Origin of the sequence: Aureimonas sp. SA4125, assembly GCF_019973775.1 — a bacterium.
Lineage (GTDB): Bacteria > Pseudomonadota > Alphaproteobacteria > Rhizobiales > Rhizobiaceae > Plantimonas.
Genome location: NZ_AP025032.1, coordinates 1,155,032 through 1,169,583, shown reverse-complemented (window position 1 = coordinate 1,169,583; position 14,552 = coordinate 1,155,032). Strand labels below are relative to the sequence as shown.

16 protein-coding genes are annotated in these 14,552 nt (G+C 65.7%); 6 read left to right on the top strand and 10 right to left on the bottom strand.

The window, feature by feature from the left end; genetic code table 11:
- Positions 1-10 precede the first annotated feature (10 nt).
- Positions 11-1,003 carry a tetratricopeptide repeat protein gene (locus tag Sa4125_RS05345; RefSeq protein WP_224004483.1) on the bottom strand — a complete coding sequence of 331 codons (993 nt, stop codon included), beginning with the start codon at positions 1,001-1,003 and terminating at the stop codon, positions 11-13.
- The gene (locus Sa4125_RS05340) at positions 1,000-1,656 is read right to left on the bottom strand and encodes a thiamine phosphate synthase (protein WP_224004480.1); all 657 of its coding nucleotides are present in this window, start codon (positions 1,654-1,656) and stop codon (positions 1,000-1,002) included. Before Sa4125_RS05340 ends, Sa4125_RS05345 begins: the two co-directional genes overlap by 4 nt.
- A 258-nt stretch (positions 1,657-1,914) precedes the next feature.
- On the opposite strand from Sa4125_RS05340, the gene Sa4125_RS05335 reads away from it, so the two are divergent.
- Positions 1,915-2,676 carry a sulfite exporter TauE/SafE family protein gene (locus tag Sa4125_RS05335; protein WP_224004477.1) on the top strand — a complete coding sequence of 254 codons (762 nt, stop codon included), beginning with the start codon at positions 1,915-1,917 and terminating at the stop codon, positions 2,674-2,676.
- A gap of 315 nt (positions 2,677-2,991) precedes the next feature.
- Here the strand turns inward: Sa4125_RS05335 and Sa4125_RS05330 are convergent, their stop codons facing one another.
- A complete protein-coding gene (locus Sa4125_RS05330; protein WP_224004474.1) occupies positions 2,992-3,159 on the bottom strand; it encodes a DUF465 domain-containing protein in 168 nt (55 codons plus the stop codon).
- Between the two features lie 214 nt (positions 3,160-3,373).
- Here Sa4125_RS05330 and Sa4125_RS05325 point away from each other — a divergent pair, with 214 nt between their 5' ends.
- From Sa4125_RS05325 to Sa4125_RS05305, 5 genes are all read left to right on the top strand, one after another.
- Positions 3,374-3,577, top strand: coding sequence for a YdcH family protein (locus Sa4125_RS05325; protein WP_224004472.1), 204 nt, complete (start codon positions 3,374-3,376; stop codon positions 3,575-3,577).
- Between the two features lie 29 nt (positions 3,578-3,606).
- Positions 3,607-4,071 carry a 5-(carboxyamino)imidazole ribonucleotide mutase gene (gene purE, locus Sa4125_RS05320; RefSeq protein WP_224007550.1) on the top strand — a complete coding sequence of 155 codons (465 nt, stop codon included), beginning with the start codon at positions 3,607-3,609 and terminating at the stop codon, positions 4,069-4,071.
- A complete protein-coding gene (locus Sa4125_RS05315; RefSeq protein ID WP_224004469.1) occupies positions 4,071-5,156 on the top strand; it encodes a 5-(carboxyamino)imidazole ribonucleotide synthase in 1,086 nt (361 codons plus the stop codon). The genes purE and Sa4125_RS05315 overlap by 1 nt, the downstream gene beginning before the upstream one ends.
- 160 nt (positions 5,157-5,316) lie before the next feature.
- Positions 5,317-5,442: a type B 50S ribosomal protein L36 gene (gene ykgO, locus Sa4125_RS05310; RefSeq protein WP_224004466.1), complete on the top strand. Its 126-nt coding sequence runs from the start codon at positions 5,317-5,319 to the stop codon at positions 5,440-5,442.
- A 96-nt stretch (positions 5,443-5,538) separates the two neighbouring features.
- Positions 5,539-6,243 (top strand): hypothetical protein, encoded by a 705-nt coding sequence (locus Sa4125_RS05305; RefSeq protein ID WP_224004462.1) that lies wholly within the window; start codon positions 5,539-5,541, stop codon positions 6,241-6,243.
- A gap of 116 nt (positions 6,244-6,359) precedes the next feature.
- On the opposite strand, the gene pyk is transcribed toward Sa4125_RS05305, so the two are convergent.
- The 7 genes from pyk to Sa4125_RS05270 all read right to left on the bottom strand — a co-directional run bounded on the left by pyk (position 6,360) and on the right by Sa4125_RS05270 (position 14,208).
- Positions 6,360-7,799, bottom strand: a complete 1,440-nt coding sequence (gene pyk, locus Sa4125_RS05300) for a pyruvate kinase (protein WP_224004459.1) — start codon at positions 7,797-7,799, stop codon at positions 6,360-6,362.
- The gene (locus Sa4125_RS05295; RefSeq protein ID WP_224007548.1) at positions 7,796-8,230 is read right to left on the bottom strand and encodes a DUF1036 domain-containing protein; all 435 of its coding nucleotides are present in this window, start codon (positions 8,228-8,230) and stop codon (positions 7,796-7,798) included. Before Sa4125_RS05295 ends, pyk begins: the two co-directional genes overlap by 4 nt.
- A gap of 164 nt (positions 8,231-8,394) precedes the next feature.
- Positions 8,395-9,453, bottom strand: coding sequence for a ferrochelatase (hemH, locus tag Sa4125_RS05290; protein WP_224004456.1), 1,059 nt, complete (start codon positions 9,451-9,453; stop codon positions 8,395-8,397).
- A gap of 155 nt (positions 9,454-9,608) precedes the next feature.
- The gene (locus Sa4125_RS05285) at positions 9,609-9,989 is read right to left on the bottom strand and encodes a hypothetical protein (RefSeq protein WP_224004453.1); all 381 of its coding nucleotides are present in this window, start codon (positions 9,987-9,989) and stop codon (positions 9,609-9,611) included.
- A gap of 93 nt (positions 9,990-10,082) precedes the next feature.
- The gene (locus Sa4125_RS05280) at positions 10,083-10,541 is read right to left on the bottom strand and encodes a nuclear transport factor 2 family protein (RefSeq protein ID WP_224004450.1); all 459 of its coding nucleotides are present in this window, start codon (positions 10,539-10,541) and stop codon (positions 10,083-10,085) included.
- Between the two features lie 112 nt (positions 10,542-10,653).
- Positions 10,654-12,099, bottom strand: coding sequence for a homospermidine synthase (locus Sa4125_RS05275; protein WP_224004447.1), 1,446 nt, complete (start codon positions 12,097-12,099; stop codon positions 10,654-10,656).
- Between the two features lie 273 nt (positions 12,100-12,372).
- Positions 12,373-14,208, bottom strand: a complete 1,836-nt coding sequence (locus Sa4125_RS05270) for a M3 family oligoendopeptidase (RefSeq protein WP_224004444.1) — start codon at positions 14,206-14,208, stop codon at positions 12,373-12,375.
- Positions 14,209-14,552: the final 344 nt, after the last annotated feature.

Sequence of the window (14,552 nt, the reverse complement as noted above, 5' to 3'; positions counted from 1 at the left end):
GTCGGGCCGCTCAACTCGCCCGGAACCGGTTGGCGGCATCGAGCGCGCCGCGCTGCATCGCCTCGTCGAGATTGCGGAAAAACGTGTCGAGCGCGGCGTCGGTGTTGTTGGCGCGCTTGGCGAGAACAGACCATTTCGCCGCCTCCGCCTTGTCGGCCGCCACGCCGATCCCGTCCTTGTAGAGATGGGCGAGACGGTTCATGGCGATCGGATTGCCGTGGGCGGCCGCGCGGCGCAGCCAGCCGGCGCCCTCGGCGGGGTTGGCCGGTCCGCCCTTGCCGTTGATCAGCCAGATGCCGAGCTCGATCTGGGCGGTGTCCTGGCCGTTGATCGCGGCCGCCAGCAGCCACGACCGGGCGGTATCGAGGTCCGGCGCCGCCATGCCCCGGCCATAGATGTGGATCTGCGCCATGGCGTACTGCGCGTCGGCAATGCCGGCCTTGGCCGACTTCTCGAAATAGGGCCGCGCGGCGGCGAAGCCGGATGTCGGCGAGGCCTGGATCAGCATCTGGCCGTAATTGTACTGCGCGAGCGGAATGCCGGCATCGGCGGCGGCCTTCATCAGGTCCTGGGCCTTGGCGAGGTCCTGCGGCACGCTCTTGCCGTCGAGAAGCAGCAGCGCAAAGCGGAATTGCCCTTCGGCACTGCCCGAATGGGCCGCCGCCTCGTACCAGCGCGCTGCCGCCTTCTCGTCCCGCGGCACGCCGAGGCCGCGCGAATAGATCTCGCCCAGAAGCGTCTGCGCGGCGGGATCGCCGAGATTGGCAAGCGGTTCGGCAAGCCGCCGCGACGTCAGGTAAAGCCCGCGCTGATAGGCACCGTAGGCCAGATTGGTCCCGGCCGGGGTAGGCGCCGCCGTGTCAGGCGTTGCAGCGGGAGCGGCGGCGGCCGACGGGTTCGCCGTGGGAACCGGCGCCTCCGACGTCTGGGCCGACGCGGGGCTGGCCGCGAGGAAGGCCCAGCCGGTGACGGCAAGGGCAATGCCAAAGCGCGCCCTGGTCATGCCGCGACGCTTTCTGCGACGGCGTCGATGATGGCGTTGGCGCGCACGACCATCGCCGCAGCGGTTCCCGGATCCTGCAGCACGGCGGCCGACAGCGCGACGAATTCGGCGCCGGTTTCGGCGGCCTGCCGCGTCGATTCGATGTCGCGCCCCCCCATGACGATACAGGGGATCTCGACGATCTCGGCCCACCATTCGGCCATTTCGAGCGCGTCGGCGTCCGCCAGATCCACGTCGTCGCCGCCGAGGCGCCCGAAGAAGAGATAGTCCGGCATGCGCTCGCCGGCCTCCAGCGCCTCGTGGCGCAGCGTGAAGCCGGAGGCGCCGACGATGAGCTTGGGCGAAAAGCGCGCCATGGTCTCCGTCAACGTCTCGACGTCGCCGCCCGAGACATGCAGCCCATCGGCCCTGACACGGCCGGCGCAGCGCGTATCGTCGGCGATGATGGCGGCGGCGCCATAGTCCTGGATCATCGGCACCAGCGGCTCGGCGAAATCCTGGAAGGCATCGGCGCCACGCCCCGCCGCCGCGAGGATGACGGAGGCGACGTCGCCGGCGCCCAGCGCCGCGCGCAGGGCCTCGACGCCGGCCTCCCCGTCGGGAAGCGGCGTGGTCACGAGGACGAGACGGGGACGAATGAAATCTGCGCGCATGGACATGACCGGTCGATGATGGGGTGGGAGGCGACGGCGGCCAGTTTCCCGGCCGCGGCACCGCGCCCCATCATAGGCCGGAAGCAGGCACGGGTGCAAAGCATCACGTCTCCCGATCGGGACACGGCCGGTTTCAGGGTTTCTGCCCTTCCGGATCTGCCCCGCACGGGCTCCCGGTGCTTGCTGCCGATGGCGCCAAGGGCTATCGCGAAATCCAGAACGCGGCATCCCCTGCCGCCCTCCCCGATTGCGCATCACATGATTTCCGATCCCGTCTTCTATCTCCTGGCCGTGCCGGCCGTCATTCTGGTCGGGCTCTCCAAGGGCGGTTTCGGCGGCTCGATCTCGTTGCTCGGCGTACCGATGATGGCGCTGGCGATCTCGCCGGTCACGGCGGCCGGGATCATGCTGCCAATCCTCATCGTCATGGATGTCGTCGGGCTCATGGCCTGGCGGGGCAGCTTCGACAGGAGGGTGCTCTGGCTGATCCTGCCGGCCTCGGTCGTCGGCGTCGGTCTCGGCTTCTTTACGGCAACGATGGTCTCCGCCGACGGCACCCGTCTTCTCATCGGGATCTTGTGCCTCGCCTTCGGCCTGAACTGGTTCGTCTTTGCCCGCCACCTTACGCAGGCGCGCAAGCCCGGCCGGCTGAGCGGCATCTTCTGGGGCGTCGTCTCGGGCTTCACCAGTTTCGCCACCCATGCCGGCGGACCACCGTTCCAGGTCTACGTCATGCCGCTCCGGCTCGTCCCGGCGGTGTATGCCGGCACGACCGTGATCTTCTTTGCCGTGACGAACGCCGTGAAGCTCGTTCCCTACTTCCTGCTCGGCCAGTTCTCCGCCGCCAACCTGACGACCTCGGCGATCCTTCTGCCCCTGGCGCCCCTGGCCACGCTCGCAGGCGTCTGGCTCGTCCGCCGCACGAAGCCCGAGCGCTTTTATCTCATCAGCTACGCGCTGCTCATTCCGGTCGGCCTGAAGCTCGTCTACGACGCCGTCATCTCTCTGGCCGCGCCGTAGATCCGTCCGGCGACACGGCGAAATGTCCGGCAGGCATCGACGATAGCCAGCTTTCCTTATCGCGCGATTGTGCGGCCAGCGTGATGAAAATTATTGCCGAATCGCGATGAAGGTCGGGGCCATCACGCAAAAATCGAGCGACCCCGTCGGCATGCAGGGTGGCAGCCATCGCCCGGTCGCGGATGGATCAAAGGCGGGCGATGTCTTGGGATTGCGTGGCGTGACGGCGGCGGCCAGGTTCGCGTCAAGCGCGGCGGCGGCGGCCCTATCGATCCCGGGCGCGGCAGGAGCCGCGTCCGGGCTGCAAAGCAGCGGTCAGCTGTTTCGCAGGCGCTCCAACTCGTCTTTCAGCTGCAGTTTACGTCGCTTGAGTTCGCGAATCTGTGCGTCATCCATCGCAGGCTTGGTCTTCGCCGCGGCGATTTCGCTTTCGAGGGCAGAATGTCGGTTTTCCAACGTCGCAATATGCACGTGCAATGACATAGTCGCTCCTTTCGATTCGCTTCCGTCTCGGCCCGTTTCCCTCGCGGGATCGCGTCCCGAAGCGGCGATTCTGTCATAAAACATTCGCAGTGTCGAACCAGCGCAAGCTTCCTGTTTCGCAAAAGCGTGAGGGCTGTTAATCGAACGTCGACGAGACAGCGTGGAATGTCGGGGCGCCAGCGCGGAACCGACAGAGGCACCGAAGGGACCTTCGATGGGGGATCAGGAACAGGCGGCATTGCGGCTGCAGGCATCGCGCCTGCGACAGGAGCACGCCGACTTCGACGCGGCCATCAATGCCATGGAAATTCTCGGCTGCGACCGCCTGCAGATCCAGCGGATGAAGAAGAAGAAGCTCGCCGTGAAGGATCGCCTGCAGGACGTCGAAGACCAGATCATTCCGGACATCAGCGCGTGACGGCGGCCCTCGCCGACGTCGCCGTGATCATGGGCAGCCAGTCGGACTGGCCGACGATGAAGCATGCGGCCGACACGCTGGAAGCGCTCGGCATTTCTTTTTCCACCCGCATCGTCTCGGCCCACCGCACGCCGGAACGGCTTTTCGAGTTCGCCAGGACGGCGCGCGACAACGGCTTCAAGATCATCATCGCCGGTGCCGGCGGAGCGGCGCATCTGCCGGGCATGACGGCCGCGCTGACGCCGCTGCCCGTCTTCGGCGTGCCGATCGAATCCAAGGCGCTGTCCGGCCAGGACAGCCTCCTGTCGATCGTCCAGATGCCCGCCGGCATTCCGGTCGGCACGCTTGCCATCGGCCGTTCTGGCGCGATCAACGCGGCGCTGCTGGCGGCCAGCGTCCTGGCACTCGGCGATCGGGCGCTTGCCGGACGGCTCGACGCATGGCGGGCGGCCCAGACGGCCGCCGTCGCCGACGAACCGGCGGAGATCGGCTGATGCGGGAGGAACTCGGCGCCACCATCGGCATCATCGGCGGCGGCCAGCTCGGCCGCATGCTGGCCCTTGCGGCGGCGCGGCTCGGCTTTCGCACCGTGGTTCTCGACCCGGATCCCGCCTGCTGCGCCGCGCAAGCCGCCAGCGAGGTCATCGCCGCGGCCTATGACGATGTGAGCGCTCTCAAGCGCCTCGCCGAGCGCTGCAGCGTTGCCACCTACGAGTTCGAAAACGTCCCGGTGGCGCCGATCCGGGCGCTCTCAGGCGTCGTGCCGGTCTTCCCCCCGATCGACGCACTCGAGGTCGCGCAGGACAGGGTCGTCGAAAAGGCCTTTCTCAACGGCATTGGGGTTTCGACGGCCGAATGGCGGGCGATCGACGATGCTCAGGAGCTCGACCACGCGCTCATCGAGTTCGACGGCGACTGCATCCTGAAAACCCGGCGCCTCGGCTACGACGGCAAGGGACAGGCGACGGTCCGAAGGAAGAGCCCGCATGGCGACCTCTTCGCCAGTCTCGGCGGCGTGCCGGCGATTCTCGAGCGCAAGGTGGCGTTCGACTTCGAGCTCTCGGTCATCGCGGCGCGCGGCCAGGACGGCACCGTGACCGCCTACGACCCGGCCGAGAACGTCCATTCGCTCGGCATTCTCAAACGCTCCACCGTGCCCGGCCGCATCGCGCCGGAGACCGCGCGCGCCGCTCAGGCGATCGCCGCCACCATCCTCGAACGGCTCGGCTATGTCGGCGTCATCGGCGTCGAGTTCTTCGTCAGCGGCGGGGATCTCGTCGTCAACGAGATCGCGCCGCGCGTCCACAATTCGGGGCACTGGACGGAGGCGGCCTGCCTGATCTCGCAGTTCGAGCAGCACATCCGCGCCGTCGCCGGACTGCCGCTCGGGGCGACCGCCCGCCACTTCGACGCGGTGATGGACAATCTCGTCGGCAGCGAGATCGCCGACGCGCTCGCGCTCGCCGCCGAGCCGAACCTGCTCCTGCACGTCTACGGCAAGGGCGAGGCACGGCAGGGGCGCAAGATGGGGCACCTGACCCGCGTCCATCCGCTCGGCAGCCTCAATCACCGGAATTAGGCGCCCTCAGACGCCGTGGGGACCAGTCCTTCGTTGACAATCCGGTGACACGCGGCTACTCCCCAAACCAACCACGGCGCGCTGGCAACAGCGCGCTTTTCATTGAGCGCCCGCCAGGGGAAACCCGGTCGCTCCCCGCACACCGACCGACGGTAAGACGATGAAGATCAAGAACTCGCTGAAGTCCCTGAAGGGTCGCCACCGCGCCAACCGCCTGGTTCGTCGCAAGGGTCGCGTCTACATCATCAACAAGGTCGCGCCGCGCTTCAAGGCCCGTCAGGGCTGAGGCTCGTCGCCGGGTCGCCAGGGGCGACGCGGCGATCACGGGCGATTGCAGAAATTTTGCATTGACGGCGCGCTGCGCGAGGATATGTTCTTCCGCATGCGCCCTTTCTATTGTCTGACCTTCATCTGTCTGTCCTTTGCCGCTGCCGCGCAGGGCGTCGATCCGGCGATCACGGAGAGGCCACCTTCGGCAGCACAACTGCCGGGCGTCGACGCGCCGCCAGGCCCCGCGCCACGGCCGACACCGCCTGCAGCCAGGCCCTCCCCCGCCCCCTCGGCCGAATCGTCCAGCCCGTTGCCCGACAAGGATCCGGCAAGCCGGGTCGAGCGACTGGACGCGTTGTTTGCCGATCTGAAGCGAGCGTCGACCAGCGCCACCGCGGACAGAACGGTCGACAAGATCCAGGCGGAATGGGCCGCCAGCGGCAGCGCGACCGCCGACCTGATGCTGATCTGGGCCGGCGAAGCGGTGACGGACAAGCGCAATGGCGCCGCCTTCGACTTCCTCGATCAGGCCATCTTGATGAAGCCGGATTTTGCCGAGGCGTGGAACCGGCGTGCCACCCTCAACTACATCGCCAGCGATTACGGCAAGTCGCTGGCCGACATCGAGCGGACGCTGCAGCTCGAACCCCGTCATTTCGGCGCGCTGATGGGGCTTGGCGCCATTCTCGAGGCGACCGACCGCAAGGCTCAGGCTCTGGAGGCCTATGTCAGGGTGCTCGAGATCTATCCGACGCTGAAAGGCGCCCAGGATGCCGTCGGCCGGCTCTCGGAGGAACTCGCTGGGCAGCGCATCTGAGCCCACCGCTCCTTGCAAGCGAAAGCCAGGCAGCCGGCTGAAGCGGGCCGCAGCCCAGGCAGTAGGAGCCGGCACCGTGCCATGAAGCGTGCCGTCTCCCTCTCGATCCGCGTCGATCAGACCGCCGAAAGGCCGTCCGACCCGATATGCGCGATGCGCAGCATGTTGGTGGAGCCCGGAATGCGCAGCGGCACGCCGGCGGTGATGATCACCCGCTCGCCGGCACGGGCATAGCCTTCCTCGACGGCGATACGGCAGGCCGTGTCGATCATCGCGTCCAGTTCGTAGGCGTCCTCGGTGACGACGCAGTGCAGGCCCCAGCAGAGCGACAGGCGGCGGGCGGTGGAGAGCACCGGCGAGAGCGCGAGGATGGGCGTCATCGGCCGCTCGCGGGCGGTGCGCAGTCCCGTCGTGCCCGTCGCGGTATAGGTGACGATGACCGCGACGTGCAGCGTCTCGGCCATCTGCCGCGCCGCCAGCGACACGGCATCGGCACCGGTTGCTTCCGGCTCGGAGCGCTGAGCCAGGATGATGCCGGAATAGAGCGGATCCTGCTCGATCTGCTCGGCGATCCGGTTCATCGTCGCCACCGCCTCGACCGGATAGTTGCCCGCCGCCGATTCGGCCGAGAGCATGATGGCGTCGGCGCCTTCGTAGACGGCGACCGAGACGTCCGACACTTCGGCGCGGGTCGGCACCGGCGCGGTGATCATTGATTCCAGCATCTGCGTGGCAACGACCACCGGCTTGCCTGCCTTGCGGGCGGCGCGGGTGATGCGCTTCTGGATCGACGGCACCATTTCCAGCGGCAGCTCGACGCCGAGATCGCCGCGCGCCACCATGATGGCGTCCGAGAGTTCGATGATCTCGTCGAGCCGTTCGACGGCTTGCGGCTTCTCGATCTTCGACATGAGCGCGACGCGGCCCCGCGAGATCTTGCGGGCCTCGGCGAGATCCTCGGGACGCTGGATGAAGGAGAGCGCGACCCAGTCGACGTCACCGACGGCGAGAACCGCGTCGAGATCCTTGCGATCCTTTTCCGTCAGCGCGCCGCTCGACAGGAGGGTGTCGGGAAGGCTGACGCCCTTGCGGTTGGAAATCTTGTCGCCGGCGACGACCTTGCAACGGATGTGCTTGTTGTCGGTCTCCAGCACCAGAAGCTGCAACCGGCCATCGTCGATCAAGAGACGGTGACCGACCTGCACGGCCTCCAGGATTTCCGGATGGGGCAGGAAGACGCGCGTCTCGTCGCCTTCCTCGGGATTGTCGTCGAGGGTGAAATGCTGGCCGAGCGCCAGCGTCACGGTCCCGCCCTTGAATTTGCCGACGCGCAGTTTCGGCCCCTGCAGATCGGCGAGAATGCCGATCGGACGGCCGACAGCAAGTTCGACCGAGCGGATACGGCGGACCAGCTCGCGCATGGTGTCGTGGTCGGTATGGCTCATATTGATGCGGAAGACGTCGGCGCCCGCCTCGTGAAGCTTGCGGATCATCGCCTCCTCGGAGGAGGCCGGCCCGAGGGTCGCAAGGATCTTAACTCGGCGATTGCGTCTCATGGCGTTGCTGTTCCCCCGCGTGGCGTTTCGGTCAGTTGAACCATCCAGCTCCCCTGTTCGCCCGTGTCATACTCTCGGAAGCCCATCTTTTGATAGCCGCGCGCGAAACAATCCTTCACGTCGGTGATCTTGAACTCGTTTTCGGCGATGCAGAGATTGACCGACCCGGCCCAGCGTCCCTTGCCCTCGGCATCCTCGGCGTAGAGGTAGTAGTAGCGCGACGACAAGGTGCCCTCGATGATCACCTTGCAGGACGTGGCCGGGATGCGCCACCAGCCCTCGGTCGTCCAGCCGGCCTCGGCGCGATAGCCGATGGCAACGCCGACGAGTTCCTGCGTGCCGTTGCAGACGCGGAAATCGGCCTTCGCCTCCGTCGCCGCCAGCGGCGACAAGAGGGCAAGAAAAGCGACCGCCGGCGCGGCGGTTCCCATCATCGGGCGCCAGATTTTCAAAACTTGGCGAAACATGAACGATCCTTGCATGACGAGCGGCTGGAAGGGCGAAGGGATCTCATCGCGCGAGTCTCAGCCTAGCATCCGACCCTGTCAACGACGTGACCGCCGGAAGTCTTACTGGTGCCACGGCTCCGACCGGCTCACCCGACCCAGCCGAGAAGTTCCCGCCGGACCATCGACTCGATCACGTCCATGCCTTCCTCGCTGTCGTTGAGACAGGGGATGTGGCTGAATTTCTCGCCGCCATTGTGGAGAAAGATCTCGCCCGCTTCCACCGCGATCTCTTCCAGCGTCTCCAGGCAGTCGGAAACGAAACCGGGATTGAGGATGGCGATGCTCTTGATGCCTTCCTTGGCCAGCGCCTCGACCGTCTTGTCGGTGTAGGGCTGCAGCCATTCCTCAGGTCCGAACCGCGACTGGAAGGTCGTCATCAGCCGGCCCTTCGGCCAGCCGAGGCGCTGCTCCAGCAGGCGCGAGGTCTTCTGGCAGTGGCAGTGGTACGGATCCCCCTTGCGGAAATAGCTCTGCGGGATGCCGTGATAGGTGGTGATCACGCGTTCGGGCTCGAAGTCGAGCGTCGCCAGGTGCTTCTCGATCGAGCGGGCGAGCGCGTCGATATAGACCGGATCGTCGTGATAGGCCGGAACCGTGCGCACCGCCGGCATCCAGCGCTTGGTCATCATGTGCTCGAAGAACTTGTCGTTGACGGTCGCCGTGGTCGAGGCGGAGTACTGGGGGTAGAGCGGATAGACGAGAATGCGCTCGCAGCCCTCGGCCATCAACGCATCGGTACGCTCGGCGATCGAGGGCTGGCCGTAGCGCATGGCCCAGTCGACGACGACGGTCGTGCTGCCGGCCATGCGGATGGCGAGCTTCTCGCCCTGGGCCCGCGTGAAGGTGCGCAGCGGCGACTCGTTCAGCTCCTCGTTCCAGATCGAGGCATAGGCCTTGCCCGATTTCGTCGGCCTTGTGTTGAGGACGATACCGTAAAGGATCGGATACCAGAGCAGGCGCGGCCATTCGATGACACGCTTGTCGGACAGGAACTCCTTGAGGTAGCGCCGCATCGGCCGATAGGTCGTGCCATCCGGCGTGCCGAGATTGACGAGGAGCACCCCGACCTTCTTCGGCATGACGGGAGGATGGCCGACCGGCAGCGGACCGATGGAGCGTCCAGTATCAAGCGTGTGAGCATTCATTCGTGCGATTTCCCGATCATGCAGTGCGTCGCGCCCCAGAGGCCGACCGACTTCGGCGCGACCCTAGCGGCGCCTTCGATGAAACGGTACGCGACCGATCTTCGCACGCAGCCGGCGCCTGGAGCCCTGCCCCGCTGCGCCGGCCTGTCTTGCCGTCAACCGCGGCGGGTAAACTCGAACCGGCTGCCGTTCGAGGACGCGCAGGCCAGCCGATCGACGTCGACCTGGTTGCAGTTCGCCGCGACCCGCGTGCCCCGCAGCTTCGACGTGTAATCGATGGTCACCTGGCCGGGGCCGATCGACCGGTAGCTTCCCGAGGCCAGCAAGGCACCCGTGCCGGCCTCGGCCGAGGTGAAATTGCCGCCGGAAAAATTGGCGTTGTAGGCGACCGGGCCGCCGACCGACGCCCAACTGCCCTCGATCCCCTGCGGCCGGACCGGCGCGGGGGCAAGACTGGCATTTCGCACGCCCTGCGACTGGCAGGCGCCCAGCATCACGAGGGCGGACATGACGGCGATCAACGGGGCGCGGCGCATGGTGGAACTCCGGAGGACGATGGAATGAGGTTTACAAGACATTGGACGGGCTGTCATCGCCAGCGGGTCTGGCAGGCGGACGGGCGGATCGCGTCAGACAGCCGGCTCGGGATTGAACGCGGGAATGACGGAGTGAATCGAACCGATCGTCTCGATCGAGCGGATCTGCAGGCTGCTGTTGAAGACGAACCAGTACATGGTCGTGCCGGTGACGAGCGAGCCGTTGCGTTCGTCGCGGCGCGTCCAGTCGCAGAGGCAGGCGGCCTGGTCGTCCTCGACGATGATGCCGCGCTCCTCGTAGGAGATATAGCTGGCGCGCCGGAGCATCTCGCCGAGAAAGGCCTTCGCCTCCTCCTCGCCCGTCAGCCGGAACTCACCCTCCATGCGGCCGAACCATGGCGCATCGATGATCCCCGCATTGCTGCGGCTGGAAAAGACGGCACTCGGCGCGAGATGGCGCGCGATGCTGGCGACCTTGCCGGACATCACGGCATCCATGACGTCCTTGACAATTTCGCGTCTCACATCCGCATCGTCATGGATGTCGGTCATCCATGCCCCCCCAACCACAACGTTCGCCAAGAATCATCCTACAGCGGGCGGCCGAAATGACCAGATGTCCCAACTGATAGAAACCATTTGTTTTTCGTGCCTTACCCTGAAGTCAGCGAACCAGAATATTCTTGAACTGCCAGGGATCGCTCTCGTCCAGATGTTCGGGGAAGAGCCCGGGGCGATCGGTCAGCGGCGTCCAGTCGGTATAGTAGCCGCGCACGGGTCCGAGATAGGGTCGCTGGACTTCGAGGCACCGCTTGTAGTCCATCTCGTCGGCCTCGACGATGCCGGCCTGCGGATTCTCCAGCGCCCACACCATGCCGGCGAGAACCGCCGACGTGACCTGCATCCCGGTCGCGTTCTGATAGGGCGCGAGCTTGCGCGCCTCGGCCAGCGAGAGCTGCGAGCCGTACCAGTAGGCGTTCTTGGCGTGGCCGAAGAGAAGCACGCCGAGTTCGTCGATGCCGTCGACGAGTTCGTCCTCGGTGAGGATGTGCTGCGCCGGCTGGATCCGGCCCGCCGCGCCGAAGAGCTCGTGCAGCGACAGCACCGCGTCGTTGCAGGGGTGGTAGGCATAATGGCACGTCGGTCGGTAGGTGACCTCGTCATGCTTGTCGCGGACGGTGAAATAGTCCGATATCGAGATCGCCTCGTTGTGGGTGACGAGGAAGCCATACTGCGGCCCTGGGGTTGGGCACCAGCTGCGAACCCGGGTGTTGCCGCCAGGCTGCTCCAGGAAGATTCCGGCGCCATGGCCCTTCTTGTGCGTCTTGGCGTTCTTCGGCATCCACTTTTCGTGCGTGCCCCAGCCGAGCTCCGCCGGCTGCATGCCTTCCGAGATCAGTCCCTCGACAGACCAGGTGTTCCAGAACATGTTGATCGGCTTTGGCCGTTTGGCACGCTGGGTGTCGCGCTCGGCGATATGGATCCCCTTCACGCCGACCTTCTTCATGAGCTTCGCCCAGCCCTCGCGGTCGTTGTAGGCTGGCTCCTCGATGTCGCTGCCGATCTCGGCGGCGACATCGAGGAGCGCCTGCTTGACGAACCAGGAGACCATGCCCGGATTGGCGCCGCAGCAGGAGACGGCCGTGGTGCCGCCAGGGCTCTTGCGCTGTTCCTTCTTCAAGGTCTCGCGCAGCGCATAATTGGTGCGTTCGGCATTGGAGATCGTGTCGTCGAAGTAGAAGCCAAGCCACGGCTCGATGACGGTGTCGATATAGAGCACGCCGAGTTCGCGGCAGAGCCTCATGATGTCGAGCGAGCCGGTGTCGATCGAAAGGTTGACGCAGAAACCCTGCCCCTCGCCCTTGGTAAGCAGCGGCGTCAGGATCTCCTCGTAATTCTTGCGCGTCAGCTTCCGGTGGACGAAAGCGATGCCGCGGTCGTCGAGCAGCTTGCGATCGTCGTCGCGGGGGTCGATGACGGTGAAGCGCGACGTGTCGTGGTGAAAATGGCGCTCGATCAGCGGCAGCGTTCCGCGACCGATCGACCCGAAGCCGATCATGACGATCGGCCCGGTGATGCTGCCGTGGATCGGATGCTTATCATTCGCCATGGCGGCTAATCCTTTCGAAGAGCGGTGCGGCCCTCAAGGTCGCACCGTGTCTGCTCGCCTGCGGCTAGAGCATATCGGAGCCAAAGGAAAGACGCGCGGCGGTGCCTCAGCATTTAATGCAGGGCGTGGCCTTTCCTATCGGCGTGTTTCCTTTGACATGTTTTTTCGGCCGCACGCAACGAGAGCGCGGTGACCCGGTTGAGCTTATCGCGGCCGACGTTTGTGGCAACGATGCTCGGTGCGCCGTCAGAAAGACCGCAGGGATCGGGCCCTTCAGCCGCCGAGCGTCTCCAACTCGTCGATGAATCCGGAGATGACGGCGAGTCCGCGCGACCAGAAGGACGGGTCGGAGGCGTCGAGGCCGAAGGGTGCGAGAAGCTCGGAATGATGCCTCGTTCCACCGGCTTTCAGCATGGCGAAGTATTTCTCCTGAAAGCCGTCCTCGGAGTTCTGGTAGACCGCGTAGAGCGAGTTCACGAGACAGTCGCCGAAGGCATAGGCGTAGACGTAGAACGGCGAATGGATGAAGTGCGGGACATAGGTCCAGAAGGTCTCGTAGCCGGCATCCAGATGGATCGACGGCCCGAGGCTCTCCTTCTGCACCGCCACCCAGATCTCGCCGATCCGGTCCGAGGTCAGCTCGCCTTTGCGCCGCTCCTGATGCAATTCGCGCTCGAAGCGATAGAAGGCGATCTGGCGCACAACGGTGTTGATCATGTCCTCGACCTTGGAGGCGAGCAGTGTCTTTCGCTCCAGTGGCGTCTTCGCTCCGTCGAGGAGGGAGCGGAAGGTCAGCATCTCGCCGAAGACGGAGGCGGTTTCGGCCAGCGTCAGCGGCGTCGGCGCCATCAGGGCTCCCTGGGGGCCGGCCAGCACCTGATGGACGCCGTGACCCAGCTCGTGCGCCAGGGTCATCACGTCGCGCGGCTTGCCGAGGTAATTCAGCAGGACATAGGGGTGGACCGAGGGGACCGTCGGATGGGCGAAGGCGCCCGGTGACTTGCCGGGCCGGGTCGCCGCATCGATCCAGTGCCGATCGAAGAATTTTCCGGCGATGGCGGCCATGTCGGGCGAGAAGCCGGAATAGGCGGCGAGCACCGTCTCGCGAGCCTCGTCCCAGGAAATGTTGCGGCGTGCGCCGTCCGGAAGCGGCGCGTTGCGGTCCCAGTATTCCAGCTGCGGGAGGCCGAGCCACTTCGCCTTCAGGGCGTAGTAGCGATGCGAGATGGCGGGATAGCTGGCGACGACGGCACTCTCCAGTGCATCGACGACCGCCGGCTCGACCCGGTTGGCCAGATGCCGGCTCTCGGCGACATCCTTGAAGCCGCGCCAGCGATCGGAGATCTCCTTGTCCTTGGCGAGCGTGTTGGTGATGAGGGTGAAAATCCTGAGATTCTCGCCGAACACCTTGGCCAGTGCCAGGGCCGCTGCCTTGCGGCGGTCGCGGCTCTCGTCCTGCAGGAGGTTCAGCGTCTCCTCCAGCGCCAGGTCCTCGCCGTCGACGTCGAATCGCAGCGCCGTCATCGTCTCGTCGAACAGGCGGTTCCAGGCCCCGTGGCCGGTCACCGACTTGTCGTGGAAAAGTTCCTCGACCCTGTCTTCGAGCTGGAAGGGCTTGTCCTTGCGCAGGTCGACGATCCACGGGCGGTAGTGCGCCAGCGCCGGATTGGCGGCCATCGCCGCGTCGAGCGCGTCGTCCGGCAGGCGGTTCATCTCCAGCGGAAAGAACAGGAGTTTCGACGAGATGTCGGTGATCTCCGACTGGATGTCGCCGTAGAACTTGGCGCGCGCGGGATCGGAGGTATCGCCGGAATAGATCAGCCCGGCGTAGGAGACCAGCCGGCCGAGAATCTCTTCCAGCGCCTCCAGCGCCTTCAGGGCATCGGCGATCCCCCCGCCGCCGGGCTGGTTCGCCTCCTCGGCAAGGATCCCGCGCCAGCGCGCCTGAAACGCAGTTGCCATGGCGGCCCCCTTGAGGAGATCGGCTTCGATCTCCGGCGCATCCATGCCTTTGTAGAGATCGTCGAGATCCCACTCGGGCAGGCTGTCGCTGCCGGATGCAGCCGAAGCGATGGCGGAGCGCGGGAGATTGGCGAAGATATCGGTCATCCATATTCCTGGTCGTACGGGCCAAATTCCTGGTTGAACGGGAAAAGGCCATGGCGAATGGCGGCGTCGGTTCACGTGCATGTATGTGTCGGACATGCACGTGTCGACCAAATCGACCGATAAGCATGGCAGTTTCCGCAATCATGCCGACACGGCGTCCGTGGTCTTGCTCGATGCGCTGCGGCGGGCGCCTCTTTCGGCAGCGCGAGAATGTGGCGACAGCGCGTCATGCCGGCCCTGCAAGGTTCGGCAACGCCCGAACCTTGCGCCAGGCAGTCGATACTTTGCCCGGCGATACATTCCGTTAACCCTTTTCTTTTGAAATTGGAGTCAAATGCGATATG

Excerpts from the sequence above, each read along its gene's own strand:
- purE (WP_224007550.1), top strand. The coding sequence starts at position 3,607 with ATGGGCAGCCAGTCGGACTGGCCGACGATGAAGCATGCGGCCGACACG.
- Sa4125_RS05295 (WP_224007548.1), bottom strand. The coding sequence starts at position 8,230 with ATGGGAACCGCCGCGCCGGCGGTCGCTTTTCTTGCCCTCTTGTCGCCG.
- Sa4125_RS05330 (WP_224004474.1), bottom strand. The coding sequence starts at position 3,159 with ATGTCATTGCACGTGCATATTGCGACGTTGGAAAACCGACATTCTGCC.
- Sa4125_RS05280 (WP_224004450.1), bottom strand. The coding sequence starts at position 10,541 with ATGACCGACATCCATGACGATGCGGATGTGAGACGCGAAATTGTCAAG.
- Sa4125_RS05340 (WP_224004480.1), bottom strand. The coding sequence starts at position 1,656 with ATGCGCGCAGATTTCATTCGTCCCCGTCTCGTCCTCGTGACCACGCCG.
- pyk (WP_224004459.1), bottom strand. The coding sequence starts at position 7,799 with ATGAGACGCAATCGCCGAGTTAAGATCCTTGCGACCCTCGGGCCGGCC.
- ykgO (WP_224004466.1), top strand. The coding sequence starts at position 5,317 with ATGAAGATCAAGAACTCGCTGAAGTCCCTGAAGGGTCGCCACCGCGCC.
- Sa4125_RS05315 (WP_224004469.1), top strand. The coding sequence starts at position 4,071 with ATGCGGGAGGAACTCGGCGCCACCATCGGCATCATCGGCGGCGGCCAG.
- Sa4125_RS05325 (WP_224004472.1), top strand. The coding sequence starts at position 3,374 with ATGGGGGATCAGGAACAGGCGGCATTGCGGCTGCAGGCATCGCGCCTG.
- Sa4125_RS05275 (WP_224004447.1), bottom strand. The coding sequence starts at position 12,099 with ATGGCGAATGATAAGCATCCGATCCACGGCAGCATCACCGGGCCGATC.
- hemH (WP_224004456.1), bottom strand. The coding sequence starts at position 9,453 with ATGAATGCTCACACGCTTGATACTGGACGCTCCATCGGTCCGCTGCCG.
- Sa4125_RS05285 (WP_224004453.1), bottom strand. The coding sequence starts at position 9,989 with ATGCGCCGCGCCCCGTTGATCGCCGTCATGTCCGCCCTCGTGATGCTG.
- Sa4125_RS05345 (WP_224004483.1), bottom strand. The coding sequence starts at position 1,003 with ATGACCAGGGCGCGCTTTGGCATTGCCCTTGCCGTCACCGGCTGGGCC.
- Sa4125_RS05305 (WP_224004462.1), top strand. The coding sequence starts at position 5,539 with ATGCGCCCTTTCTATTGTCTGACCTTCATCTGTCTGTCCTTTGCCGCT.
- Sa4125_RS05335 (WP_224004477.1), top strand. The coding sequence starts at position 1,915 with ATGATTTCCGATCCCGTCTTCTATCTCCTGGCCGTGCCGGCCGTCATT.
- Sa4125_RS05270 (WP_224004444.1), bottom strand. The coding sequence starts at position 14,208 with ATGACCGATATCTTCGCCAATCTCCCGCGCTCCGCCATCGCTTCGGCT.